The following is a 26,254-nucleotide window of genomic DNA, read 5'->3' on the forward strand; positions in this document are numbered from 1 at the left end:
CCTGACCCGTAGTCTGATGCTTCAGGTCGACGGCCTTTCCAGCGCACCAGCTACCCCGCTACCAGCCACGCAGGTCAAGGGACTGCGTCGCTACCCCGACCAACCTCAGCTGAGCAGCCAGAATGGCGAACGCGGAATGATTGGCAGCCGGGAAGAACGCGAAGCGCTGGTGCCAACGGCCAGTGGCCGCCTGGAGCTTCCGCCGGTGGAAGCGTAACTTGGTGGAGCACCAGGGACGACCGGCTGATGCGCAGCGAACTGCCTGCACGCACTCTGGAAGTCGCCATCAATCCCGAACTGGAGGCTGCCAACGATGCCACGAAGCCGAAGCCTCCACCGACGCTCCGTCCACACAGGTCCGACTGTGGCCCTGGCAACTCGCCAGTGCGCTGTTCGCTTGCACGACCTTCCTGGGATTCAGCCTCTGGTGGCGCGCCCGCCGACAGCCGGCGATCCTGCCAACCGCCCAGACAGGACCGAGTCCTCGGACACTCCTCGATGACCTCAAACGTGCCTGCCAGTCGAACGACCCGCACGCCACACGCCAGGCCTTGGACGCTTGGGCCCGTCAGCAACCAGAAACCCTGGCCGACATGGCCGCACGCTTCGTTCCGCTGTCCGACGCCCTGGATGAGCTGAACGGAGCGTTATACAGCGAGGCAGGCCAGCGCTGGCAAGGCGAGGATTTGTGGAAGGCCATCCGGGCACTGCCTGCACAACAGACAGCGCAACAAGTTACGGTCGAGGCCAGCCAACTGCCGCCGCTCTACCCGCGTTGACCGTTGGACCGCTCCTCCCTGTGGGGCGAATTCATTTGCGAAGCAGACCGCAGGCCTGCCCTACGGGTCCCCGCCATGACTCGGAATCCCTATCCCCCGTCACGCTCGAACGCATGGCGTTCCAGCGCATCTAGACCCACATAAGCGGGCCTGCGTGCCCCTTCAGCGGGAAATCGCTGACCATACGCAGAGAATGGCCTTGCGGCCGTCGCTTCTGGTGAACGAATCCATTCACCGTGTTTGCCTCAGCTGTTGCTACGACCCCAACACCTAACGCGAACAGCGCTGATCCATTCGCCAAGCGCCCCAAGAAAAAATTCAGCCATAAAAAAACCGCGGCCCAGAGCCGCGGTTTCTTCGTCGAGCTATCAGGCTCAGTGGGCGAACAGTGAACCACCGACCTTGCCCGCCAGCTTCTCGGGCTTGATCAGGAACCGTGCCAGGGCCGGCAGCAGCCACAGCGCACCAAACATGTTCCAGAGGAGCATGAAGGTCAGCATCAAGCCCATATCAGCCTGGAACTTGATCGCCGAGAAGATCCAGGTTGCCACGCCAATTGCCAGGCACAACCCGGTGAACAGCACGGCCTTACCTGTGGACTTCAGGGTCTGGTAGTACGCCTCTTGCAGCGGCAGGCCCGCGCGCAGGAAGCTTTCCAGGCGGCTATAGATATAGATGCCGTAGTCAACGCCAATACCCACACCCAGCGCAATCACTGGCAGGGTCGCCACTTTCACGCCAATACCCAGCCAAGCCATCAGCGCGTTACCCAGCACGGAGGTGAGGATCAGCGGCAGCACGATGCACAGGGTTGCAGCGATGGAGCGGAAAGTGATCAGGCACATCACCGCCACACAGATGTACACCAGGATCAGGATGGTCAGTTCAGCCTGGGCGATCACCACGTTGGTGGCCGCCTCGATGCCCGCGTTACCGGCAGCCAGGAGGAACTGCAGGCCCTCCTTGTTGTGCTCCTTGGCGAACGCCTCGACCTCTTTGACAGCGCGGGACAGGGTTTCGGCCTTGTGGTCGTTGAGGAAGATCAACACCGGCGCCAGCGAGCAGTCGGAGTTGTACAGGCCTTCTGCACGGCTGATCGAGTTGTTCAGCACGTCCTGATTGCGCGACAGGGTTTCCCATTTCAGGTTGCCCTCGTTCATCCCTTTGATCACCTGCTTGGAGACGGTGACCATGGAGATGGCGGACTGCACGCCAGGAGTGTTCTCCATCTTCCACATCAGCTCGTCCACTGGCGCCAGCGCCTCATGGGTCGAGCAGCCCTCAGGACCGGTCTTGACCATGACCACCAGCACATCGGAACTGGTGGAGTAGTTGTTGATGATGAAGTTGTTGTCCTGGTTGTAACGGGAATCAGGACGCAGCTCGGGGGCACCCTGGTCCAGGTCACCGATCTTCAGGTTCTGGCTGTACCAGAGGCCACCACCGAAAGCGATCAGCGCAATGACAACGGAGATCGGAGCCACGACCGGGTGAGCAAAGTTAGATAGCAGGCGCCAGAACGGATGATCGCGTACGGCGTCCTTCTTGCTCCGCTCGATGGCCTTCTTGCTGATGCCCACATAGGAGATCGCTACGGGCAGCAGGATCAGGTTGGTGAACACAATCACTGCCACGCCGATGGAGGCGCCAATCGCCAGCTCACGGATCACGCCGATGTCGATGATCAGCAAGGTGATGAAGCCCACCGCGTCCGCCAGGATGGCTATCATGCCCGGCAGGAACAGTTGTCGGAACGTCCGACGTGCCGCCGTCAGGGCGTTGTCGGCATCACTGGACTGCAGAGCGATACCGTTGATCTTCTGCACGCCGTGGGAAATCCCGATGGCGAAGATCAGGAACGGCACCAGCATCGAGTAGGGATCGAGACCGAAACCGACGCTGTGCATCAGGCCGAGCTGCCAGACCACCGCCACCAGGGTGGTGGACAGCACGGCGATGGTGCTGCGGATACACCAGGTGAACCAATAGAGCAGCACCAGGGTGATCAGGAAGGCGATGCCGAAGAACACCACCACCATGATCAGACCATCGATCAGGTCACCGACCTTCTTGGCGAAGCCCACCACGTGGACCTTCACGTTCGGGTTCTGCGCCTGGTACTTCTCGCGAATCTTCTCTTCCAGCTCATGGGAGAACTGGCGGTAGTCGAGCTTGAGCAGTTTGCCCTGATCGTTCGGGTCCGGGTAGGACTCGAGCAACGGCACGTCGATGATGCTGGACTTGAAGTTGTTCGCCACCAGACGACCGATCTGGCCGGACTTGAGCACATTGTTACGCAGATCTTCGAGAGTAGCCGTGGAACCATCATAGGTCTGTGGAATCACCTCGCCACCGGCGAAGCCTTCTTCCGTCACTTCGGTCCAGCGCACACTAGGACTCCACAGCGACTTCCAGGCCCGAGCGATCGACGCCGGAGATGTAGAACACCTCGTCATGGATCTGGCGAAGGGTCTCCATGTACTCCTTGTTGAAGATGTCGCCGTTGACCGCTTCCACCGAGATACGCACGGTGTTGCCGAGGTTGGCCAGGTCATTGCGATGCTCGATCATCTTCTGGATGTAGGGGTGATGCAGCGGGATCATCTTCTCGAAGCTGGTCGAGGGCCGCACTTGCAGGGCCTGCCAGAATAGGAAGACGCTGACCAGCAGGCAGATGATGATCACCGCCGGCCTGTTGTTGAAGATCAGGCGCTCCAGGAAGGTCGCCTTGTCCTGGTGATGGGTACTCATAAAACGCTCCCGCCTTTCTTATAGTTGGCCCAGCTCGGCGCCGGTCGGTGATGCCACACGCACGCCGCCCTGTCCCACCAGGATCAGGTTGCCCTTGTCGTCGGCGATGACGCCGGCCAGCGACATGCGATCAGCGCGGTTGACCACACTGAAACTGCGACCGCTGTCATTGCTCTTGAGGACGCTACCGCCGTGGCCGACCACCACAAGGCTGCCATTGGGCAGCAAAGCGCCCCGGACAGTCCGAACTCCAGCTCGCCACCGGTGGTTTTCAACGGAATGGTTTCCCAGGTGGTTCCGAAGTCGGCAGAGCGGAATAGATGGCCACGCAGGCCATAGGCAATCACCACGCCGGAGTCGGCCGCCCCCAGAACGCCGAACAGAGAGCCCTCATAGGGGCCCTGGATGCGCTCCCAGGTTTCACCCCAGTCCGCGGAGCGAAACATGCTGCCCATCTCGCCGACCACAAACAGACCAGAGTCCTTGACCGCTGTGATGGCGTTGAGGTGGTACTGGTCCTCGTTGTCGAGGCGGTCACTGACGTCATCCCAGTGCTTGCCGCCATCTGCGGTGGTCAGCAAGGCGCCGTAGGCCCCCACGGCGAAGCCGGTGTTGGCATCCTTGAACCAGACATCCAGCAGCGGGGCTTCACGCTGCAGGTCTTCGAATTGCAGCGTCCAGGTAGCGCCGCCATCCTCGCTTGCAAGAATCTGCGCGTCGTGCCCGACTGCCCAACCCTTTTTGTCATCGATGAAGTAGACAGAAGTCAGCATCTGACGAGTCGGCACCTTGGCCTGACTCCAGGACTTTCCATCGTCATCGGAGTACAGGATGTGGCCACGATCGCCTGCAGCCACCAGGCGTTTGCCGGCATGAACGACATCCAGCAGCAGGCTGCTGACGGCCTTGGGAGATTCGATTGAGGAAGACGAAGCATCGGCGGCAAGCGCGGATGCGGTGATTGGCACAGCGGCAACGGCGACGACGGACAGCACACTGAACAGCGAGAGCGCTTTGGCCAGCGGCGAGTGGAAGCGAAACGTCGGCGCGCGGAAGGACTCCACAGGCAGGCCGAACTGGGTGCGCCGCATGACGGGCTCACTCATACACCTTTCCCCTTTTTGTTATAGGTAAAGCTGCCCAGGGAGGCAGCAGCGACCTAATCCTAGCCAGCTTTGGAAAGGCTGCACAATCAGCGGGACGTTATGTTTTGTTAAGCAAGAAAGACGCTGTGTAACCGACAAGACAATTCCAACTCGGCCCGTCGGAGGCGCAAAGCGCAGGATGGGTCACGCTTCAGCGATCCATGCTGCGGCCAGTGCGAGGCGGATTGATGACACATCGCCACCCAACACTGGGGGCAAGTGATACCGGCAGCCAAGAAAAAGGCCGCTAGGAGTAGCGGCCTCTTGCTTGGTTCTGCGCGGACATCTGCCCGAGCCGCGGACCTGACAGGAACGGACTCCCGCAGGTCACACCGCACTCAATCAGCCAAACGCCAGGTTGTGCCACCCTTGCTGTCCTCCAGGACAACGCCCATGGCCGTCAGCTGATCGCGAATTCGGTCGGATTCCGCCCAGTTCTTTTCCGCGCGGGCCTGGAGGCGAGCCTGGATCAATGCCTCCACCTCGGCCGCATCCACCTTGCCCTCAGCCCCCGCACGCAGGAATGCGTCCGGTTCCAGTTGCAACACGCCGAGCAGGCCAGCCAGCTCCTTCAGCCGGGCGGCCAGGGCGGCAGCAGCTTGCAGATCGGTATCGCGCAGTCGGTTGACCTCACGCACCATCTCAAACAGAACCGCACAGGCTTCAGGACTGTTGAAGTCATCATCCATGGCCGCACCGAAGCGCTCGACGAAGGCCTCTCCGCCTGCCGGTGCCGCATCAGGCAGCCCTCTCAATGCATGATAGAAACGCTCGAGCGCACCCTTGGCTTCCTTGAGGCTTTCCTCGGAATAGTTGATGGGGCTGCGATAGTGGCTGGACACCAGCAGATAGCGAACCACTTCCGGGTGATACTTTTCCAGCACTTCGCGAATGGTAAAGAAGTTGCCCAAGGACTTGGACATCTTCTCGCCATCTACCCGAACTGCACCGGCGTGCATCCAGGCCTGGGCATAAAGCTTGCCAGTGGCCGCCTCGCTCTGGGCGATCTCGTTCTCGTGATGCGGGAACACCAGATCCGGGCCACCGCCGTGGATATCGAACGTTTCGCCCAGACAGCAGGTGGACATCACCGAGCATTCGATGTGCCAACCGGGACGCCCCGCCCCCACGGTGACTCCCAACTCGGCTCGCCAGGCTTGGCGCCCTTCCATAGCACGAAGTCCAGCGGATCTTCCTTGGCCTCATCCACCTCGATACGGGCACCGATGCGCAGATCCTCGATCTTCTTGCGCGACAACTTGCCATAGCCGACGAATTTGCCGACCCGGTAATAGACATCTCCGTTGCCGGGCGCATAGGCGAAACCCTTGTCGATCAGGGTCTGGATCATGGTGTGCATGCCGGCGATATGGCCGGTGGCACGTGGCTCGATATCCGGACGCAATACGGAAAGGCGTGCCTCGTCCTCATGCATCGCAGCGATCATGCGCTCGACCAACGCCTCGAACGGCTCGCCGTTCTCGTTGGCACGCCGGATGATCTTGTCATCGATGTCGGTGATGTTGCGCACATAGGTCAACTCAAAGCCGCGGTGACGCAACCAGCGCGCCACCACGTCGAAGGCCACCATTACACGGGCATGGCCGATGTGGCAGAAGTCATAGACCGTCATACCGCAGACGTACATGCGCACCTGATTGCCCACCAGGGGCTTCAGCGCTTCCTTGGTCTTGTTCAGCGTGTTGTAGATCGACAGCGTCATCATTGGCCCCAGGAGTCACGCAGGGTCACGGTACGGTTGAACACCGGCTTGCCGGGTTGCGAATCCTTCAGGTCGGCGCAGAAGTAACCTTCGCGCTCGAACTGGAAGCGGTCTTCCGGCTGGGCCTGAGCCAGGGACGGCTCGGCACGACAACCCGTCAGCACTTGCAGAGACCCCGGGTTGATGTTGTCGAGGAAGCTACCGCCCTCCTCCGACTTCTCCGGGTTAGCCGAGCGGAACAGGCGATCATAGAGGCGAACTTCGCACTCCACGCTGCCCTCGGCAGGCACCCAGTGGATAACACCCTTGACCTTGCGACCTTCAGGGTTCTTGCCCAGGGTGTCCGGGTCGTAGCTGCAGCGCAGCTCGACGATGTTGCCGTCGGCATCCTTGATCGCCTCATCAGCACGGATGACGTAGCTGCCGCGCAGGCGTACTTCGCCATTGGGCTCAAGGCGCTTGTAGCCCTTGGGCGGCTCTTCCATGAAGTCTTCACGGTCGATGTACAGCTCACGGGCGAACGGCAGGACGCGAACACCCATGTCTTCCTTCGGATGACGTGGAAGTTCGAGATTCTCCACCTGACCTTCCGGATAGTTGGTGATCACCACCTTGAGCGGGCGCAGTACACACATGGCGCGCGGGGCCGTGGCATCCAGATGATCACGGATGCTGAACTCGAGCATGCCGATGTCCACCACACCGCTGGCACGGTTGACGCCGATCATCTCGCAGAAATTACGGATGGACTCGGGCGTGTAGCCACGACGGCGATAACCGGACAGGGTGGACATGCGTGGATCATCCCATCCGCTCACATGCCCCTCGTCCACCAGCTGCTTGAGTTTGCGCTTGCTGGTGATGGTGTAGTTCAGGTTGAGGCGCGAGAACTCATACTGGCGCGGTTCTGCGGGTACCGGCAGGTTGGCCAGGAACCACTCGTAGAGCGGACGATGGTCTTCGAACTCCAAAGTGCAGATGGAGTGGGTGATGCCTTCGATGGCGTCCGACTGACCATGGGTGAAGTCGTAGCTCGGGTAGATGCACCATTTGTCGCCGGTCTGGTGGTGATTCGCGTGGCGGATGCGATAGAGGATCGGATCGCGCAGGTTCATGTTCGGCGACGTCATGTCGATCTTGGCTCGCAACGAACGGGCACCATCGGGGAACTCGCCCGCCTTCATGCGTGCGAAAAGGTCCAGGTTCTCTTCTACCGAGCGATCACGGAACGGGCTGTTCTTGCCTGGCTCAGTCAGACTACCGCGGAATTCGCGTGCTTCTTCCGGGGACAGGTCGCAAACGAAGGCTTTGCCAGCCTTGATCAGCTCTACTGCCCAAGCATGCAGCTGGTCGAAATAGTTGGAGGCATAGCGCACTTCGCCGGCCCACTGGAAGCCCAACCACGTCACATCGCTTTCGATGGCATCGATGTATTCCTGGTCTTCCTTGGCCGGGTTGGTGTCATCGAAGCGCAGGTGGCAGTCGCCGCCGAACTCCTTGGCCAGGCCAAAGTTCAGGCAGATAGACTTGGCATGACCGATATGCAGGTAGCCGTTGGGCTCCGGCGGGAATCGGGTGACGATCTTCGTGTGCTTGCCGGCATCCAGATCGGCCTGGACGATCTGGCGCAGGAAGTTGGAGGCGGCGGGAGTCTCTGGCTTGCTCATGGTGTCCTTGGTCATGCTGGTGCGCGGCTCAGGGTAGGCCGGCCAAATCAAAGCGCTTATCATAGCCGAAGCTGTCAATCCCCTGACAGGCCTTGGATTTCTCGACAGAGCGAATACCCCAATGATCAAGCTGCACACCAACCATGGCGTCATCACCCTGAAACTCTTTGAAGACAAAGCCCCGGAAACCGTGGCCAACTTCAAGGAGTACGTGAAGTCCGGCCATTACAACGGCACCATTTTCCACCGTGTGATCGGCAACTTCATGATCCAGGGTGGTGGTTTCGAGCCGGGCATGAAGCAGAAGCCGACTCGCGCGCCTATCAAGAACGAGGCCAACAACGGTCTGTCGAACAAGGTTGGCACCATTGCCATGGCTCGCACCATGGAGCCGCACTCGGCTTCTGCCCAGTTCTTCATCAACGTCGCTGACAACAGCTTCCTCAACCACAGCGCACCGACTGTCCAGGGCTGGGGCTACGCCGTATTCGGTGAAGTGGTCGAAGGCATGGACGTAGTGAACAAGATCAAGGCCGTCTCCACGACCATGAAGGCCGGCCACCAGGACGTACCGGTCGACGACGTCATTATCGAGAAGGCCGAGATCGCTGAGTGATATTGCTGATCTCCGATCTGCACCTTGAAGAGGAGCGCCCGGACATAACCCGGGCGTTCCTTCATTTCCTGCAGACGCGCGCGCCCCAGGCGGAAGCTCTCTACATCCTCGGCGACTTCTTTGAGGCCTGGATCGGTGACGATGCCATGACCTCCTTCCAGCGCTCGATCGCCCAAGCGCTCCGTCAGCTTTCCGACACCGGCACCCGCATCTACCTGATGCACGGCAATCGCGACTTCATGATTGGAAGCGCCTTCTGCCGCGAGGCCGGTTGCACGCTGATCCCGGACCCGAGCCTGGTCCAGCTGAACGGCGAACCCGTCCTGCTGATGCACGGCGACAGCCTGTGCACCCGCGACGAGGCCTACATGCGCCTGCGTCGATGGCTGCGCAACCCTGTCTCGCTGTGGATACTGCGCAACCTGCCGCTGAGAACCCGCCACAAGCTGGCCCGGAAGTTACGCAATGAAAGCCGCATGCAGACCCGGCAGAAAACGACCGAGATCACCGATGTCACTGCCGAAGAGATTCCGAAGATCCTCCGCGAACATGGCGCCAGGACTCTGATCCATGGCCACACCCACCGCCCGGCATGCCACGACTTTGCTCTCGACGGCCAGCCTGCGCGGCGCATCGTGCTTGGCGACTGGGATCGACAAGGCTGGGCCCTCCAGGTAGACGAACAAGGTTTCCAGCAAGCGCCCTTCAGCCTTGCCTGATTCGCTCGATACCGCGCATTGGTGCCGACCCACGGGCAGCATTTCCGCACAAGAAAGTGCGAGCCAGAAGGACACCGTTCATCGTCAGGAATAAAGAAGCGCCCACTTGGGCGCTTCCTTTTGAGCAGCTGTCGACTGTCAGCGCGACGGGCCTGATGCCCTGACCTTCAAGCGGGCACGCCGCTGTGGAAACGGAACTCGCTATCCGGCGACTCGATCAACTCTCGCTCGACCGCGCAGACCTTCTCGATCACCAGATCGACGTCAGCCGCATCCCCGTATTGATAGGCAAGCTTCAGATAACCCTGGAAATGGCGGGCCTCGGACCTCAATAGCCCACCGTAGAACTTGCCAAGGTCCTCATCCAGATGAGGCACAAGCGCCTCGAAACGTTCGCAGGAGCGCGCTTCGATGAACGCCCCCACAACGAGGGTATCGACCAGCTTCTGTGGCTCATGTGTGCGCACCACCTTACGCAAGCCAGACGCATAGCGTGCAGCGGAAACCGGCCGCAGGCCAATCTTCCGGCGCTTCATTATCCGCAGCACCTGCTCATGATGTACCAGCTCCTCGCGGGCCAGTCGCGACATGAAGTTGATCAGATCCAAATGAGTGCTGTACTTGGCAATCAGGGCCATCGCCGTCGAGGCTGCCTTGAACTCGTTGTTCTTGTGGTCGATCAGCATGGTCTCCTGATCGGCCAGCGCGGCCGCCACCCAGGCGTCGGGCGTACGGCAACCAAGAAAGTCATGAATTTCAGGCAAGGTCACTGGCGGGTCTTCCGTTATGCAGATGCGTCACTGATTCGACGGGGCGGGAGTTCTTGGCTGCTGGCCGCTCCCGCAAAGGCGGAGCATTATACGAATGCGAGTCGCAACGACTAGTCCGGCGCTCTGACATATGTCAAGAACACCAAAGCTTGATCGGTACTACATTTGCTTTGGCTATAAGCCATCGACAGGGAGATGAGGACCATGCAAGCCATTCGCAGCATCCTGGTAGTACTGGAACCGGACCGACCAGAGGGCCTGGCCCTGAAGAGGGCGAAACTGATCGCTAATGTCACCCAGTCGCACCTGCACCTGCTGATCTGCGACAAGAAGAGCGACCACAGCGCCTACCTCAGCGACCTGGCAGCCTCGCTCACAGCCGAGGGTTTCAGCGCCACCACCCAGCAGGACTGGCTGGACAACCTGCACCAGACCGTCATTGCTGCACAACAGGCAGAAGGCTGTGGCCTGGTGATCAAGCAACACTATCCCGACAACCCGCTGAAAAAGGCGCTGCTGACACCGGATGACTGGAAGCTCCTGCGCTTCTGTCCCGCCCCGGTCCTGATGGTCAAGACGGACCGCCCCTGGACCGGCGGAGTAATCCTGGCTGCTGTCGATGTGGGCAACAGTGATGGCGAGCATCGTACCCTGCATGCTGGCATCGTCAGCCACGGCTACGACATTGCCAGCTTGGCCCAGGGCACCTTGCACGTGATTTCCGCGCACCCCTCGCCGATGCTGTCGGCGGCCGACCCGACCTTCCAGCTCAAGGAGACCATTGAGGCGCGCTATCGCGAAGAATGCAGGGCTTTCCAGGCCGAATTCGATGTCAGCGACGAGCGTCTGCATATCGAGGAAGGCCCAGCCGATGTCCTCATTCCTCACATTGCCCACAAGCTACAGGCAGTGGTCACGATCATCGGAACCGTTGCGCGGACCGGCCTCTCCGGAGCCCTGATCGGCAATACGGCCGAAGTGGTGCTCGACACGCTGGAAAGCGATGTCCTGGTCCTGAAACCTGACGACATAATCAGCCATCTCGAAGAACTGGTAGCCCAACGCTGACAATATGAAAAAAAGCGCCGCCCATCGGGCGGCTCTCTTTAAAGCGTCATAGGCGAATTTCCATCCCTTCCCTAAGAAAGCGCGGAGCGATGTAACGCTCGTAATGTGCCTCGGAGAGCAGGAAAAACTCCCGATCAATGGCTTCGCGAAGATTTGGCAAGGCCCAGTCACGAAACTCGGGAAGCAGCGCAACCCCGTAAGCATCCAGACGATTGATCATCCGTGCGGCCCTGGCAATCAGCTGGTAGGCCCAGCAGTAAGGCGACTGTTCAGGCACGAACCGCACCTGATGCTGCTCGAGCTGCGCACGCAGGCGCGAAGGGTCGAACACTTCCAGCTTGGCGGTCATGACCTGCACCAGGAGAATCTCAAGACGTCGCCATACCGCGCGCTTCTCTTCCTCGCCATAGAGATTCCAGTTCACCACTTCGTGATGAAAGCGCTTGCAGCCCCGACACACCAGGTCGCCATAGACAGTGGAGCAGAGGCCGACGCAAGGCGTCTTGATTCGCTGGTTGGACATGGTGATGGCAGGTTCGACGGGTGAATCAGGCGCGCCATCTTAGCCCTTTGTCTAATCGGGGTCACCCATGGCGAGGAGGGGGTTTTGTCTTAACTTTGCCGAACCTTTCCAGTAGAATCAGCCCGCCATTTAAGGCGCCGATATCCGTTGGAAGCTGTTTTCAAAGCGTCACGAGCACAGTTCATCCGGCAGGAAAAATTGGCGCTGGCCCCCTCATTTGAGGTGTCCAGCGCCAGCCCTCATCAGGCCTTCCTGACGGCGTAAAACTTTGAAAACAGCTTCTCGATGGAGGCCGCCGAAACCTTGGCCAGACAGCTCACAAAGCTGTGCGGCGCATGCGTTCGGCGGATTCCTGGATGAGCGCCCTGGAAGAATCCAGGGCCACTGATGAGGGTAAAACTGTGCTTGAAGCCTATCGCAAACATGTAGAAGAGCGTGCCGCCCAGGGCGTTGTGCCCCAGCCGCTGAACGCCGAACAAACCGCAGGCCTGGTCGAACTGCTGAAGAACCCGCCGGCCGGCGAAGAGGCCTTCCTCCTCGACCTGATCACCAACCGTGTTCCGCCGGGCGTCGACGAAGCCGCCTACGTCAAAGCCGGTTTCCTCTCCGCTATCGCCAAGGGCGAAGCCAATTCCCCGCTGATCAGCAAGGCCCGCGCCACCGAACTGCTGGGCACCATGCAGGGCGGCTACAACATCGCCACCCTGGTGGAACTGCTGGACGACGCTGCACTGGCTAACGTCGCCGCCGAGCAGCTGAAGCACACCCTGCTGATGTTCGACGCCTTCCACGACGTCGCCGAGCGCGCCAAGCAAGGCAACGCCGCCGCCCAAGCCGTGCTCAAGTCCTGGGCCGATGGCGAGTGGTTCGTCAACAAGCCCGCCGTGCCGGAAAAAGTCACCCTGACCGTGTTCAAGGTCCCCGGCGAAACCAACACCGACGACCTGTCCCCGGCCCCGGACGCCTGGTCCCGCCCGGATATCCCGCTGCATGCCCTGGCCATGCTGAAAATGGCCCGCGACGGCATCGAACCGGTCCAGCCCGGCTCCATCGGCCCGCTGCAGCAGATCGAAGCGGTCAAGGCCAAGGGCTTCCCGGTCGCCTACGTCGGTGACGTGGTCGGTACCGGCTCTTCCCGCAAGTCCGCCACCAACTCGGTGCTGTGGTTCTTCGGCGACGACATCCCGTTCGTGCCGAACAAGCGCGCCGGTGGCTTCTGCTTCGGCACCAAGATCGCCCCGATCTTCTACAACACCATGGAAGATGCCGGCGCCCTGCCGATCGAATTCGACTGCACCAACCTGGCCATGGGCGACGTCATCGACGTCTACCCGTACGAAGGCAAGGTCGTTCGCCATGACAGCGGCGAAGTCGTCACGACTTTCGAACTGAAAACTCCGGTGCTGCTCGACGAAGTCCGCGCCGGCGGCCGTATCCCGCTGATCATCGGCCGTGGCCTGACCGAGAAGGCCCGTGCCGAGCTGGGCCTGGGCGCTTCCGACCTGTTCAAGAAGCCGGAGTCCCCGGCCGACAGCGGCAAGGGCTTCACCCTGGCGCAGAAGATGGTCGGCCGTGCCTGCGGTCTGCCGGAAGGCCAAGGCGTGCGTCCAGGCACCTACTGCGAGCCGAAGATGACCACCGTCGGTTCCCAGGACACCACGGGCCCGATGACTCGCGACGAGCTGAAAGACCTCGCCTGCCTCGGCTTCTCCGCCGACCTGGTGATGCAGTCCTTCTGCCACACCGCCGCCTATCCGAAGCCCATCGACGTCAACACCCACCACACCCTGCCGGACTTCATCAAGACCCGCGGCGGTGTGTCCCTGCGTCCGGGCGACGGCATCATCCATAGCTGGCTGAACCGCATGCTGCTGCCAGACACCGTCGGCACCGGCGGTGACTCGCACACCCGCTTCCCGATCGGCATCAGCTTCCCGGCCGGCTCCGGCCTGGTGGCCTTCGCCGCTGCCACCGGCGTAATGCCGCTGGACATGCCGGAATCGGTACTGGTGCGCTTCAAGGGCAAGATGCAGCCCGGGATCACCCTGCGTGACCTCGTACACGCCATCCCCTACTACGCCATCCAGGCCGGTCTGCTGACCGTCGAGAAGAAAGGCAAGAAAAACATCTTCTCCGGCCGCATCCTCGAGATCGAAGGCCTCAACGACCTGACCGTCGAGCAGGCTTTCGAACTGTCCGACGCCTCGGCCGAGCGTTCCGCTGCCGGTTGCACCATCAAGCTGCCGGAAGAGGCCATCGCCGAGTACCTGAGGTCCAACATCACCCTGCTGCGCTGGATGATCGGCGAAGGCTACGGCGATGCCCGGACCCTGGAGCGTCGCGCCCAGGCGATGGAAGCCTGGCTGGCCAAGCCGAACCTGCTGGCAGCCGACCCGGACGCCGAATACGCCGCCGTCATCGAGATCGACCTGGCCGAGGTCAAGGAGCCGGTACTCTGCGCCCCGAACGACCCGGACGACGCCCGCCTGCTGTCCAGCGTGCAAGGTCGCAAGATCGATGAAGTGTTCATCGGCTCCTGCATGACCAACATCGGTCACTTCCGCGCCGCCGGCAAACTGCTGGACAAGGTCAAAGGGGGCATTCCGACCCGCCTGTGGCTGGCCCCGCCGACCAAGATGGACGCCCACCAGCTGACCGAAGAAGGCTACTACGGCATCTACGGCAAGGCCGGTGCGCGCATGGAAATGCCGGGCTGCTCGCTGTGCATGGGTAACCAGGCGCGCGTACAGACCGGTTCCACCGTGGTCTCCACCTCCACCCGTAACTTCCCGAACCGCCTGGGCGACGCGACCGACGTGTTCCTGGCCTCCGCCGAGCTGGCGGCCGTTGCCTCGATCCTGGGCAAACTGCCGACCGTCGAGGAGTACATGGCCTACGCGAAGAACATCGACAGCATGGCGGCCGATATCTACCGCTACCTGTCCTTCGACCAGATCGCCGAGTACAAGGAAGCCGCTGCGAACGCCAAGATCCCGGTCGTTCAAGCCTAAGCCCTAACCGGCCATGAAGAAGCCCCGCCCCGTGCGGGGCTTTTTCTTGGTCGTTGTCGCAACGCCGCGTAGCCCAACAAGACCCCGAGCCACTGAACATTGGGCTTCGCTAGCCCAGTGGCAACCGGCCGCAAGCAATCACGCGCCCCGCCTTGCAGACGTACCTGCAGCAGCTATGTTCCATGTAAGGGCGGACAATCGTGACGGAGCTAAGTGATGAAACAGGCGGTGTTGATTGTGATCTTCGTGCTGGGCCTTGCTGCGTGCTCCAGCGAATACCTGATTGCCACGGCCGACGGCCAGATCATCACCACCCATGAGAAGCCCGAACTGGACCGGGACACCGGCATGATTGAGTTCGAAGACGACGAGGGCCGCACCCAACAGATTCCCCAATCCCAGGTGAAGCAGATCATCGAACGTTGAGGTAGCTCCAGCCTCAAATCCTTGACCCCGCCCTGGCGGGGTTTCTTTTTTTTGAGCCACTGGCACATCGCTTGCTTTAGCCAGTTCACCAATACTCACTCCAACAGCGGAGCGGGTTGATGACGATGGCGTCGATGCCAGTGGCAGCTCCGGCAGCTCTGGGGCGACGCCATTTTGCTGATTAGGTGGCAAGAAACCATGACCGACAAGCAGACCCCTACACGATCGGACAGCCTGGACTGGGTGGCAGGCAGCGATGCCCCGGAAAAGTGCATGCTCAACCTGGGCTTCATGCCCCTGACCGATTCGGCCTCCCTGATCGTCGCCGCCACTCAGGGATTCGCGCAGCCATACGGGCTGACACTCAATCTGCAACGCCAGGCATCCTGGGCAACCCTGCGCGACAAACTGCTGGGCGGGGAGCTTGATGCCGCGCAGGCGCTCTACGGTCAGGTCTATGGCATCCAGTTCGGGATCGGTGGCCCTACTGCCGACATGGCGATCCTGATGACCCTGTGCCAGAACGGTCAGGCCATCAACCTCTCGGAACCCCTCAAGCGCACCGGCGTGACCAGTTCAGAGGCACTGACCCGCCACGTGCTCCATGGCGGTGCACGCCTGACCTTCGCCCAGACCTTTCCTACTGGCACCCATGCCATGTGGCTCAACTACTGGCTGGCGGCCCAAGGCATTCATCCGCTGCATGACGTCGACACAGTGGTGGTGCCGCCCTCGCAGATGGTCACTCACCTCAAGGCTGCCCGCATCGATGGCTTCTGTGCTGGCGGTCCCTGGGGCGCGCTGGCCGTGGAGCAAGGCCAAGGCTTTACCCTCGCCACAAGCCAGATGATCTGGTCCGATCATCCGGAGAAAGTCCTCGCCGTTACCCAGGCATTTACCGAGCAATACCCCAACACAGCCCGTGCCCTGACCATGGCCCTGCTGGAGGCCAGCCGTTTCATTGAAGACAACCCGGAGAATCGCCGCAGCACGGCCCAGCTGATCAGTGGCAGCGACTATGTCGACGTCCCTGTTTCAGCTATCGAACCACGCTTTCTGGGGCACTACGAAGACGGTCTCGGCAACGCGTGGGAGGACGCTCATCCCTTACGGTTCTTCGACCAGGGAAGGGTCAACATGCCTTACCTATCGGATGGCATGTGGTTCATGACTCAATTCCGTCGCTGGGGCCTGTTGCGTGACGATCCAGACTATCTCGGCATCGCACGCCAGGTTCAGCGGATCGATCTTTACAAACAGGCCGCTGGAGCACTGGGCATCGAGGTGCCCGAACCCATGCGCAGCGCCACACTGCTCGACGGCAAGCACTGGGACGGTAGCGATCCAGCAGGCTATGCCCGCAGCTTCCCGATCCATGCACTGGCTGGCAGCACCCAGGCCATGGCCCTGTAGCCGCGAGGGAAGACCGACATCATGTTGCGCATTCTCCTGATCAACGATACCGCCAAGAAAGTCGGCCGCCTGAGAGCCGCTCTGGTCGAAGCCGGCTTCGAGGTCATCGACGAGTCCGGCCTTACCATCGATCTGCCGGCGCGGGTCGAGGCAATTCGCCCGGACGTGATCCTCATCGACACTGAGTCCCCTGGACGGGACGTCATGGAGCAGGTCGTACTGGTAAGCCGTGACCAGCCTCGCCCCATCGTCATGTTCACCGACGAACACGACCCCAATGTCATGCGCCAGGCCATCCAATCCGGCGTCAGCGCTTACATCGTCGAAGGCATTCAGGCCGATCGCCTCCAGCCTATTCTCGACGTCGCCATGGCCCGTTTCGAAAGCGACCAGGCGTTACGCGCCCAGCTCACAGCCCGCGACCAGCAACTGGCCGAACGCAAGCGCATCGAACTGGCGAAAGGGCTGCTGATGAAGATGAAAAGCTGCAACGAAGAGGAGGCCTATACCCTAATGCGGCGCCAGGCCATGAGTCGACAGCAGAAGCTGATCCAAGTGGCCGAACAGATCATCGCCATGCACGAGATGCTGGGGCACTGACCTCAGACTCTGGCAACTGTATCGCTCACCGGCACCGCTGTACTGCTCCAGTCACGTCGTACAGCAAAACTGTACGACTTGCGTTGTACGGCCGTGTATCTGCAAGCCGTCAACGTTAATCGCTAATGTTGTGGGCACTACCCACTGCCTGCGAGCTCCCCGATGACCACTCAGCCGCCCGAACGCCAGTTGCTCGAGGACGCCGACCAGCGCGCTCTGCGCTATCTCGACGGTACTGACTGCCGCAGGGTCTTCCCCTCCCAGGCAGCCATCGAGGCATTGCGGGGATTCGATGAGCCCATGCCACAAGAGGGACGCCCAGCCAATGAGGTGCTGCGCCAGCTTGACGAACTGGGTTCGCCGGCCACCACCGCCTCCAACGGACCACGCTATTTCGGCTTCGTCATCGGCGCGACGCTGCCGGCCGCGGCCGCGGCAGAGCGGCTGCTACTGGCCTGGGATCAATGCGCCTCGTCCTTCGAAAACTCACCGGCTGCCCACCGCATCGAGCAAGTCGCTGCCCGCTGGGTCCTGGAAACCCTTGGCTTGCCCAGAGAATGCGCCGTGGGCTTCGGCACCAGCGCCACCGCCTGTACTCTCGCCGCACTATCGGCTGCGCGCCGTAGCCTGCTCGCCCGCCAAGGCTGGGATTTCGACGCCGACGGCTTGATCGGCGCACCGGAGATTCGAGTAGTGGTCTCGGAAACCACCCACATTACGGTGAAGAAGGCCCTGCGCATTCTAGGTTTCGGAATGCGGCGCCTCATAGTCGCACCCACCGACGCCCAAGGGCGCGTAGATGCCTCCCGGCTCCCGGAGCTGGATGCCCGCACTATCCTCTGCTTACAGGCCGGCGAGGTGAATACTGGCGAATTCGATCCCTTCGCAGAACTCATTCCCCGAGCCAAAGCAGCGGGCGCGTGGGTTCATGTCGATGGCGCCTTCGGACTCTGGGTGCGCGCTTCGTCAAGCTCGGCGCTGGCGGCAGACGTGGAGCAGGCCGACAGCTGGACCACCGACGGCCATAAGTGGCTGAACACCCCCTATGACGGCGCCATGGCCATCTGCCGCGACGCCGATGCCCTGGCCAGCGCGATGAACAGCGATGCGGCCTACGCCACCGCCTCGCGCGACGCGCAGAAGAACCTGACCCTGGAATTCTCCCGCCGTGCCCGTGGCATCCCGATCTGGGCAGCTCTGGCAGCCCTTGGCCGCGACGGCCTGCGGTCGATGATCGACCGGCACCTGCGACAGGCCGCTGAGTTAGCGGCCGGGCTGCGCGCAGCAGGTTTCGAGGTACTCAACCGTCCTGTGCTCAATCAGGTGCTAGTGCGTGCCACCAGCGACGCACACACGGTGGCCATCCGCGAAGCCGCGCAGCGCTCAGGCGAGGTCTGGTTCGGGCCCACGCTCTGGCAAGGGCGTCCGGCGTTCCGCCTCAGCTTATCCTCATGGCGCACCACCGATGCCGACGTCCAACAACTGGTTAGCCTGCTGGCTGCACTGCGCCAAGCGAGCGCCTCACCCGCGAGCTGAAGCGACAGGGCCTGCCATGAAAAGGTGCCGCAAGCACTCGACAGGCCCCTGCATTGCGCTTATCTTCCCCGCCAGGCCACCGCAGTGGCCGACGTCGCTCGGACGGTTCCGGGCGCTTACGTATCCGAGGAAAGCATGGCTGACCAGCGTTCTCCGCGCCGTTTTGCGCGCATCGATCGTCTCCCCTACGTCTTCAACATCACCGCCGAACTCAAGATGGCTGCCCGTCGTCGTGGCGAGGACATCATCGACCTGTCCATGGGCAATCCCGACGGCGCTACCCCGCCGCACATCGTCGAGAAGCTCGTGCAAGTCGCCCAGCGTGAAGACACCCACGGATACTCCACTTCCCGCGGTATTCCCCGCCTGCGCCGAGCCATCTCGCGTTGGTACAAGGACCGTTACGACGTGGAGATCGATCCGGAAAGCGAAGCCATCGTCACCATCGGCTCCAAAGAAGGCCTGGCACACCTGATGCTCGCCACCCTTGACCACGGCGACACGGTGCTGGTGCCCAACCCAAGCTACCCGATCCACATCTATGGCGCCGTGATCGCCGGTGCCCAGGTGCGCTCCGTGCCCCTGGTACCGGGTGTGGACTTCTTTGCCGAACTTGAGCGGGCCATTCGCGAAAGCATCCCGAAACCGAAGATGATGATCATCGGTTTCCCCTCCAACCCTACGGCGCAGTGCGTGGAGCTGGATTTCTTCGAGCGTGTGGTGGCCCTGGCCAAGCAGTACGACATCCTGGTAGTCCACGACCTGGCCTACGCCGACATCGTCTACGACGGCTGGAAGGCGCCCTCGATCATGCAAGTCCCGGGCGCCAAGGACATCGCGGTGGAGTTCTTCACCCTGTCCAAGAGCTACAACATGGCTGGCTGGCGCATCGGCTTCATGGTCGGCAACCCAGAACTGGTCAGCGCCCTGGCGCGGATCAAGAGTTACCACGACTACGGCACCTTCACCCCGCTGCAGGTGGCGGCCATCGCCGCACTCGAGGGGGACCAGCAATGCGTACGGGATATCGCCGAGCAATACCGGCAGCGTCGCAACGTTCTGGTGAAAGGCCTGCACGAGATCGGCTGGATGGTTGAGAACCCCAAGGCCTCGATGTACGTCTGGGCCAAAATCCCCGAGGCCTATGCCGAGCTTGGCTCGCTGGAGTTTGCCAAGAAACTGTTGGCTGAGGCCAAGGTCTGTGTCTCACCGGGCCTCGGTTTCGGTGATTACGGTGACGACCATGTGCGCTTCGCCCTGATCGAAAACCAGGACCGCATCCGCCAGGCAGTACGTGGTATCAAGAGCATGTTCCGGGCAGACGGCCTGCTCCCGCTCCCCGCCAGGGCACGGAAAAACGAGCAGCAATGACGCTGACCCGCGCCCCCGAGTCACAGGGGGCGCATTTTCCCTTCATTTGCCTGAAACGCCCGCCTGGCAAGGGTTTCCGCCCTCACGGACAGCCTTTCGAGTAGAACAAAAAATAACCACTCGTCGGCTTTTAGATCATTTTTTGAACAAAACAGGGCTTAATAGGTTCTCATGTAAGCCTTAGTACATCGCGCTGTTCTCATCCATGGTCGGCTTACGGCGCGCATACCTTTTTTCCCCTTGAGTCCGGAGAGATTCCCAAAGCACCCAATCTGGTGCGGGAGACTTTTTTGTCTCAAAAAAGGAGGAACGGCGTATGAAGACATGAAAGCAACTGTGCGACGTGACAACAAAGAACCATGACTCAAAGCCCAAAGAGGCTCACGAGTAAGCAACTAGATCTAATCGGTGCCCTTACTGCATCAGCACACCAACTTACTTTGTAGAACAAGAGGTAAACCATGGAGCTGTACCATCTGATGACTTCCCTGTTCCAACAGGAAGCAACCATGGAACTAATGCGCATGGGTATTGTTTATGCCCACCTTATTGCTTGCTGCGTAGCGATCGGTCTTGTCCTCACAAGCGACGTCGCCATGATCAAGCAACTGGTACAAGGCAACGACGCGGCTCATAGCGACAAAACCCATCTTGATACGCTGAAGAAAACTGTACTGTTTGCACTTGCGGCACTCTGGGTAACTGGGATAGGTATCGTCCTACTGGACTACTCTGTCAAAGGCGCGGTGTATTTCCTCAACCCCAAACTCCAGGCCAAGATCCTGATCGTAATGCTCCTGACCATCAACGGCTTCCTGCTCCACAGCGTTGTAATGCCTGCCTTGGTCAAGGCTGGCACGCTGCTCAAGCTGGAAGCGAATGCTCGTACCCTCGCGGTATTCTCGGGCGTCGTCTCCGGAGTTTCCTGGTTCTATGCGGCCATGCTGGGCATCGCCCGCCCGCTCAGCTGGAAATACTCCCTTGGCGAAATCATGTTTGCTTACCCGCTGTTCATTTGCGCTGGCTTCATCATGATGACACTGCTGGTCAGTTGGGCAAGCAAGCGAGCTGAACGTGTCACTCGTGCTCGAGTGGCCCCCGCACTCGCCTCCTGACAGGAGCTGACTGGGCAGGGATGCCCAGTATTAAGAAAAACTATTTTTCGCGACATCCACTCAGTAATTCTCCGTAAGACTTTCTCCTTTCATATCCCCTGCAATAAACTTTTCTTAATGTTTCGAGTACATGCAAGTACTCCTCATAGAAAAGACCACAATCCCGCCCACGAATACTCGTACTTCCGTACCAAACTCCGCGACCATCCGTCGGTCGACTCGGTAGAACTTTCTGTCTGTCTCGCACACGAACTGCTGCAACTCCAAACAACGCTAAGGAAATGCAGTGATCGACCTGACGACCTGGAACCTGACCGTTCCCGCTTATGACTCGGCAACCCTGATCAGCACCGAGCGCCTCAATAACGGCTATGAAAGTCAGTACTTTCGCCGTAATGACGACGGCAGTATCACTTTCTGGGTTCCGGTAACCGGCTCCGTTACCGAGGATGCCCGATATCCCCGTACAGAACTTCGCGAAACCCAGGCTGACGGAACGCTGAGTTACTGGTACCACGGCAGTTCGGATAGCTACCTGAGTGCCGTCCTCTCCGTAGAGCAGGTGCCCAGCGAAGGCAAGATCATCATTGGCCAGATCCACAGCAAGGACGAGCCCGGCAGCGAGAACGACCCGCTGCTTAAATTGCAGTACCACTACCTGCGCGGCAAAGGTCGCATCGAGGCACTGCTGCGCAAACGTCCCGGTGACACCGAGGTGGAGAACATCCTGCTGGTTGATGATGTGCCGCTTGGTCAACGCTTCGGCTACGACTTCCGCCTGACGCCTACGGGCAAACTGGGTATCGTGATCACCAGCCCCGACGATGACGGCAATCACTACCGTGAACTCAGTGGCTACTGGAGCGTGCAGCAGCTCTACTTCAAGGCCGGCGCCTATATCCAGGACAACTATGGCCCCGTCAACGAGGGTGGGCGGGTAACCTTCTACTGGCTCAACGGCCTGCACCGCTGACTTCCTGCACCTCGCGCCCTTCGGCACGGAGCCCGGGCCCTCCATCCGGTGAAGTCCCGGACTGAAGCCCGGGCTACCACTGAGCGAGCCCATTGAGCAGCGGAATGAGTCATCAATCGGGCCGTGCCAGCGTAGAATCAACCTTCTGCCGCATCCCCCTTCAACACATGCCTGAAGAGTTCCTGCGCAATGGCCCGACTGTCGCTTGAATTTCCTGAAGACCAGTATTGCTACTCGACCCACCTCACCGTCCGGGTTACCGACATCAACGCCGCCAACCACCTCGGCAATGACTCGATGATCTCGATGATCTCCGAAGCCCGCGCGCGCTTCCTGTTCGAGTATGGCATCAACGAAGCGACGGAAGACGGCACGGGCATCATCGTCACAGACCTGGCCACGACCTATCGGGCGGAAGCCCATGCCCGCGACCAGCTGCTGTTCGAGGTCGGCGTCATGGACTTCAACAGATACGGTGGGGACATCACCTTCCGCATCAGCCGACCCGCCGATGGCAAACTCATCGCTATGGCGAAGTCCGGTTTCGTCTTCTTCAACTATCAAACCTCCCGCGTCGTGCCGATGCCCGACGGCTTCCGCGATACCTTTCCCAAGGTGAACTGGCTGGATTGAATCCCGCACCGGCCCAACTCGGTGCACACACGACCACCTCGCCCCCTTTTGAGCCAGCCGACTCAAGCCGTGCTTTCCCGAAACCGCTCTGAAACAGGCCTTTCCAGAATATGGCCCAGCTCTTGCTCAGCAATTGCCAAAGGTAGCCAACGTCGGCTGCCCGACTAAACGACAAAGGCGTCGCGTCACTCCGCATCAATGCGGGCAGTGATGCGGCGCCTTTTTCGTTTCAGCCCCAGCGATGGGGCCGGTGGACGGGCCGGGATCCGGACGTTCGCATGCAGCTAACTCAATCCCGCTGCGGCTCCAGCCGCAGAACGGAGCGCCACAAGCGCGACGTTTTACCGGGAGGCACGACCGCCGTGCCCACGATCACGGCGGACGCGCCTCCCGGCCCCTAACTGCAGATGAGGTGTTCGATGACTACGAGTTTCTGGAAGGCCGGCCACACGCCCACCCTGTTCTCCGCATTTCTCTACTTCGACCTGAGCTTCATGGTCTGGTACGTACTTGGCCCCCTGGGTGTTCAGATCGCCGCCGACCTGCAACTGACCACGCAGCAGCGTGCCCTGATGGTCGCCACCCCGATCCTCGCTGGCGCGGTACTGCGCTTCCTGATGGGCCTGCTGGCCGATCGCTCCTCGCCGAAGACCGCCGGCCTGCTGGGCCAAGTGGTAGTGATCTGCGCATTGTTCGGTGCTTGGCAGTTGGGGGTCCACAGCTATGAGCAAGCCCTGCTGCTCGGCCTGTTCCTCGGCTTTGCCGGCGCCTCCTTCGCAGTAGCGCTGCCGCTGGCTTCCCAGTGGTACCCGGCAGAACATCAGGGCAAGGCCATGGGTATTGCCGGCGCAGGCAACTCCGGCACAGTGCTGGCCGCCCTGTTCGCTCCCGGCCTGGCAACCATGTTCGGCTGGAACAACGTTTTCGGACTTGCCCTCATCCCACTGGTGCTGACTCTGGCGATCTTTGCCCTGGCCGCCCGTAACGCGCCCAACCGCCCGGCGCCCAAGGCCCTCGGTGACTACCTGAAAGCACTGGGCGACCGCGACAGCTGGTGGTTCATGTTCTTCTACAGCGTGACCTTTGGCGGCTTCCTCGGCCTGGCCAGCACCCTGCCCGGCTACTTCCACGACCAATACGGCCTGGCGCCTGTCACGGCTGGCTATTACACCGCCGCCTGCGTCTTCGCCGGCAGCCTGATGCGCCCGCTGGGGGTGCCTTTGCCGACCGTGTTGGCGGTATCCGTACCCTGCTTGCGGTCTATACCGTCGCCGCACTGTGCATCGCCGCCGTGGGCTTCCACATCTCCAGCCCCACCGCAGCGCTGGCCCTGTTCGTGGTCGCCATGCTCAGCCTCGGCGCAGGCAATGGCGCCGTGTTCCAACTGGTACCGCAGCGGTTCCACAAGGAAATCGGCGTCATGACCGGCCTGATCGGAATGGCAGGCGGCATTGGCGGTTTCTGTCTGACGGCTGGCCTCGGCGCCATCAAGCAACACACTGGGGACTACCAGCTCGGTCTGTGGCTGTTCGCCAGCCTTGGCGTGCTCGCCTGGTTCGGTCTGCACGGCGTGAAAATGCGCTGGCGGACCACCTGGGGCTCGGCTGCCGTGACCGCTGCCCGCGTCTAACCCCTGCCCTGCGGCCCGGAAACGATCCGGGCCGCTTGCACGTGGTAGGTTGGCACGCCAGCCCAACAGCTCCTTCAATCCCCAGGACGCGCGCATGCCCCTGCAACTCAGCTTCGGCGAAGCCAGCGCCACCGGCCCCCGGGCCGAAAACCAAGATGCCCTGCGCGTGGTCACCCCGGCCCCGGCACTCGCAGCGAGCAAGGGCTACCTCTTCGCTCTCGCCGACGGTGTCAGCCAGTGTGCGGACGGTGGCCTGGCCGCCCGCGCCACGTTGCAGGCCCTGGCTCTGGACTACTACTCCACGCCGGAAACCTGGCCCGTCGCGCAATCGCTGGATCGCCTCCTGGTCGCCCACAACCGCTGGCTTCAGGCAAGCGGCGCCGGCCAATCGCTGCTGACAACCCTCTCCGCCCTGGTATTGCGCGGCCGTCGCTTCACCCTCGCGCATGTCGGAGACTGCCGGGCCTATCGCTGGCATGCCGGCCAACTCGAACGCCTCAGCGAGGACCATGTCTGGGAACAACCAGGCATGCAGCATGTGCTCAAGCGTGCGTTGGGGCTAGACCAGCATCTGGTGGTGGATTACCTGGATGGCGAACTACAGGAGCAGCAGCGCTTTCTGTTGGTCAGCGACGGTGTCTGGGCGGTGCTGGGGGACCGCGGTATCCAGAGCATCCTGCAGGACGAGTCAGACTTGAGTGGCGCTGCCAAGGCGCTGGTCAGCGCGGCGCACCTGGCCGGCAGTCAGGACAATGCCAGCGCCTTGCTGATCCAGGTCGACCAGTTGCCTGAGACCGGACTGGCGGACACCCTTGCCCAACTGGATCACTGGCCGCTGCCCCCTCTGCTGCAGCCCGGGCAGGATTTCGAAGGCTGGCAGGTGGACCGCCTTCTGGCCGAGTCCCGCCAGTCGATGGTCTACCGCGTGCGCGATGCCCAGGCCCGCCGCTGGTTACTGAAAACCTTGCCGCCCAGCCGTCGCGACGAGCTTCAAGCCGGACCAGCACTGATGCAGGAGGAATGGTTCCTGCGCCGCGTCGCCGGCCGGAACTTTCCGGAAGTCCACCCGCTGCCGCACCGCCAACACCTTTACTACGTCCAGCGCGAGTATCCTGGCCGGACCCTGGCCGAACACCTGCATATCAGCGGCCCGGTGGCGCTGCCGGAATGGCTGGACATCGCACCCCGGCTGATCAAGGCCCTGGGCATGCTGCACCGGCGCAATATCCTGCACCGCGACATCAAACCAGAGAACCTGCTCTGGGGCGATGATGGCGAGCTTCGCCTGCTGGACTTTGGCCTGGCCTACTGCCCCGGCATCTCCCAGGACGAACCCAACAGCCTCCCTGGAACCCCCAGTTTCATTGCCCCCGAGGCCTTCAGCGGCGCAGCCCCGACAAGCCGCCAGGATCTCTTTGCTGCGGGCGTTACCCTCTACTACCTGCTAACCGGTCACTATCCCTACGGCGAAATCGAGCCATTTCAGCACCCAAAGTTCGGCACCCCCGCCCCAGCCAGCCGCTACCGTCCGGATCTCCCGAACTGGATTGATGAATGGCTGCTCCGGTCACTCAGTGCCGATCCGGAAAAACGCTACGAAACAGCCGAAGAATGGCTGCTGGCGCTCGAACAGGATGAACGCAAGTCGCTCAACACGCGACCACGTCCCTTGCTGGAACGAGAACCACTGAAGGTCTGGCGTGGCATCGCCCTGATATCGCTGTTGGTGAACCTCGCGCTGGCCTTCCTGCTCGCCAACACCTGACGCACCAACCCAGGGCAAGC

The 26,254-nt window shown here is 61.3% G+C and carries 16 protein-coding genes and 5 pseudogenes; 15 read left to right on the plus strand and 6 right to left on the minus strand.

Going from position 1 to position 26,254, the window contains the following annotated elements; genetic code table 11:
- Position 1: 1 nt before the first annotated feature.
- Positions 2-779 (plus strand): annotated as a pseudogene (locus OXH74_RS00005) (protein BatD); the annotation flags it as partial.
- 374 nt (positions 780-1,153) lie between these two features.
- Here OXH74_RS00005 and OXH74_RS00010 read toward each other — a convergent pair.
- From OXH74_RS00010 to OXH74_RS00025, 4 genes and pseudogenes are all read right to left on the minus strand, one after another.
- Positions 1,154-3,530 (minus strand): annotated as a pseudogene (locus tag OXH74_RS00010) (RND family transporter).
- A gap of 18 nt (positions 3,531-3,548) precedes the next feature.
- A pseudogene (locus tag OXH74_RS00015) lies at positions 3,549-4,636 on the minus strand (WD40/YVTN/BNR-like repeat-containing protein).
- A gap of 377 nt (positions 4,637-5,013) precedes the next feature.
- Positions 5,014-6,398 (minus strand): annotated as a pseudogene (gene cysS / locus OXH74_RS00020) (cysteine--tRNA ligase).
- Complete coding sequence (locus OXH74_RS00025) at positions 6,398-8,065, minus strand: glutamine--tRNA ligase/YqeY domain fusion protein (protein WP_375739552.1); 1,668 nt, start codon at positions 8,063-8,065, stop codon at positions 6,398-6,400. The pseudogene cysS and the gene OXH74_RS00025 overlap by 1 nt, the downstream one beginning before the upstream one ends.
- Positions 8,066-8,186: 121 nt before the next feature.
- Between OXH74_RS00025 and OXH74_RS00030 the strand changes: the two genes are divergently transcribed.
- Positions 8,187-8,681 carry a peptidylprolyl isomerase gene (locus OXH74_RS00030; protein WP_215381646.1) on the plus strand — a complete coding sequence of 165 codons (495 nt, stop codon included), beginning with the start codon at positions 8,187-8,189 and terminating at the stop codon, positions 8,679-8,681.
- Positions 8,678-9,400, plus strand: a complete 723-nt coding sequence (gene lpxH, locus OXH74_RS00035) for a UDP-2,3-diacylglucosamine diphosphatase (protein WP_375739553.1) — start codon at positions 8,678-8,680, stop codon at positions 9,398-9,400. Before OXH74_RS00030 ends, lpxH begins: the two co-directional genes overlap by 4 nt.
- A 167-nt stretch (positions 9,401-9,567) precedes the next feature.
- Here lpxH and OXH74_RS00040 read toward each other — a convergent pair whose 3' ends face one another.
- Positions 9,568-10,170, minus strand: coding sequence for a tRNA isopentenyl-2-thiomethyl-A-37 hydroxylase MiaE (locus tag OXH74_RS00040; protein ID WP_215381648.1), 603 nt, complete (start codon positions 10,168-10,170; stop codon positions 9,568-9,570).
- Positions 10,171-10,374: 204 nt separating this feature from the next.
- On the opposite strand from OXH74_RS00040, the gene OXH74_RS00045 reads away from it, so the two are divergent.
- A complete protein-coding gene (locus tag OXH74_RS00045) occupies positions 10,375-11,238 on the plus strand; it encodes a universal stress protein (protein ID WP_375739554.1) in 864 nt (287 codons plus the stop codon).
- A 46-nt stretch (positions 11,239-11,284) separates the two neighbouring features.
- On the opposite strand, the gene OXH74_RS00050 is transcribed toward OXH74_RS00045, so the two are convergent.
- On the minus strand, positions 11,285-11,761 hold the full coding sequence (locus tag OXH74_RS00050; RefSeq protein WP_375739555.1) for a DUF1289 domain-containing protein: 477 nt from the start codon (positions 11,759-11,761) through the stop codon (positions 11,285-11,287).
- A 401-nt stretch (positions 11,762-12,162) separates the two neighbouring features.
- Here OXH74_RS00050 and acnB point away from each other — a divergent pair, with 401 nt between their 5' ends.
- The 11 genes and pseudogenes from acnB to OXH74_RS00105 all read left to right on the plus strand — a co-directional run bounded on the left by acnB (position 12,163) and on the right by OXH74_RS00105 (position 26,234).
- Positions 12,163-14,772: a bifunctional aconitate hydratase 2/2-methylisocitrate dehydratase gene (gene acnB / locus OXH74_RS00055; RefSeq protein ID WP_375741691.1), complete on the plus strand. Its 2,610-nt coding sequence runs from the start codon at positions 12,163-12,165 to the stop codon at positions 14,770-14,772.
- 216 nt (positions 14,773-14,988) lie between these two features.
- Positions 14,989-15,198, plus strand: a complete 210-nt coding sequence (locus OXH74_RS00060) for a YgdI/YgdR family lipoprotein (protein ID WP_375739556.1) — start codon at positions 14,989-14,991, stop codon at positions 15,196-15,198.
- A 198-nt stretch (positions 15,199-15,396) separates the two neighbouring features.
- A complete protein-coding gene (locus OXH74_RS00065; RefSeq protein ID WP_375739557.1) occupies positions 15,397-16,611 on the plus strand; it encodes a CmpA/NrtA family ABC transporter substrate-binding protein in 1,215 nt (404 codons plus the stop codon).
- A gap of 21 nt (positions 16,612-16,632) precedes the next feature.
- Positions 16,633-17,211, plus strand: a complete 579-nt coding sequence (locus tag OXH74_RS00070) for an ANTAR domain-containing response regulator (RefSeq protein WP_215378452.1) — start codon at positions 16,633-16,635, stop codon at positions 17,209-17,211.
- 162 nt (positions 17,212-17,373) lie between these two features.
- Positions 17,374-18,747, plus strand: a complete 1,374-nt coding sequence (locus OXH74_RS00075) for a pyridoxal phosphate-dependent decarboxylase family protein (protein WP_375739558.1) — start codon at positions 17,374-17,376, stop codon at positions 18,745-18,747.
- Between the two features lie 135 nt (positions 18,748-18,882).
- Positions 18,883-20,118 (plus strand): alanine transaminase, encoded by a 1,236-nt coding sequence (alaC, locus tag OXH74_RS00080; protein ID WP_375739570.1) that lies wholly within the window; start codon positions 18,883-18,885, stop codon positions 20,116-20,118.
- A gap of 461 nt (positions 20,119-20,579) precedes the next feature.
- Positions 20,580-21,233, plus strand: a complete 654-nt coding sequence (locus OXH74_RS00085; RefSeq protein ID WP_215378459.1) for a hypothetical protein — start codon at positions 20,580-20,582, stop codon at positions 21,231-21,233.
- A gap of 286 nt (positions 21,234-21,519) precedes the next feature.
- A complete protein-coding gene (locus OXH74_RS00090) occupies positions 21,520-22,206 on the plus strand; it encodes a polysaccharide lyase family 7 protein (protein WP_375739560.1) in 687 nt (228 codons plus the stop codon).
- Positions 22,207-22,395: 189 nt separating this feature from the next.
- Positions 22,396-22,839: a thioesterase family protein gene (locus OXH74_RS00095; RefSeq protein ID WP_375739561.1), complete on the plus strand. Its 444-nt coding sequence runs from the start codon at positions 22,396-22,398 to the stop codon at positions 22,837-22,839.
- 419 nt (positions 22,840-23,258) lie between these two features.
- Positions 23,259-24,469 (plus strand): annotated as a pseudogene (locus OXH74_RS00100) (MFS transporter).
- Between the two features lie 94 nt (positions 24,470-24,563).
- Positions 24,564-26,234, plus strand: coding sequence for a protein kinase (locus tag OXH74_RS00105; protein ID WP_375739563.1), 1,671 nt, complete (start codon positions 24,564-24,566; stop codon positions 26,232-26,234).
- Positions 26,235-26,254 lie beyond the last annotated feature (20 nt).

The organism is Metapseudomonas boanensis (genome assembly GCF_042232855.1).
Classification (GTDB): Bacteria; Pseudomonadota; Gammaproteobacteria; order Pseudomonadales; family Pseudomonadaceae; genus Metapseudomonas; species Metapseudomonas boanensis.

Bases quoted from the DNA above. Each gene is read 5' to 3' on its own strand.
- OXH74_RS00085 (WP_215378459.1), top strand. From the start codon at position 20,580: ATGGAGCTGTACCATCTGATGACTTCCCTGTTCCAACAGGAAGCAACC.
- OXH74_RS00030 (WP_215381646.1), top strand. From the start codon at position 8,187: ATGATCAAGCTGCACACCAACCATGGCGTCATCACCCTGAAACTCTTT.
- OXH74_RS00105 (WP_375739563.1), top strand. From the start codon at position 24,564: ATGCCCCTGCAACTCAGCTTCGGCGAAGCCAGCGCCACCGGCCCCCGG.
- OXH74_RS00070 (WP_215378452.1), top strand. From the start codon at position 16,633: ATGTTGCGCATTCTCCTGATCAACGATACCGCCAAGAAAGTCGGCCGC.
- alaC (WP_375739570.1), top strand. From the start codon at position 18,883: ATGGCTGACCAGCGTTCTCCGCGCCGTTTTGCGCGCATCGATCGTCTC.
- OXH74_RS00095 (WP_375739561.1), top strand. From the start codon at position 22,396: ATGGCCCGACTGTCGCTTGAATTTCCTGAAGACCAGTATTGCTACTCG.
- OXH74_RS00045 (WP_375739554.1), top strand. From the start codon at position 10,375: ATGCAAGCCATTCGCAGCATCCTGGTAGTACTGGAACCGGACCGACCA.
- OXH74_RS00025 (WP_375739552.1), bottom strand. From the start codon at position 8,065: ATGAGCAAGCCAGAGACTCCCGCCGCCTCCAACTTCCTGCGCCAGATC.
- OXH74_RS00050 (WP_375739555.1), bottom strand. From the start codon at position 11,761: ATGTCCAACCAGCGAATCAAGACGCCTTGCGTCGGCCTCTGCTCCACT.
- OXH74_RS00060 (WP_375739556.1), top strand. From the start codon at position 14,989: ATGAAACAGGCGGTGTTGATTGTGATCTTCGTGCTGGGCCTTGCTGCG.
- OXH74_RS00075 (WP_375739558.1), top strand. From the start codon at position 17,374: ATGACCACTCAGCCGCCCGAACGCCAGTTGCTCGAGGACGCCGACCAG.
- OXH74_RS00065 (WP_375739557.1), top strand. From the start codon at position 15,397: ATGACCGACAAGCAGACCCCTACACGATCGGACAGCCTGGACTGGGTG.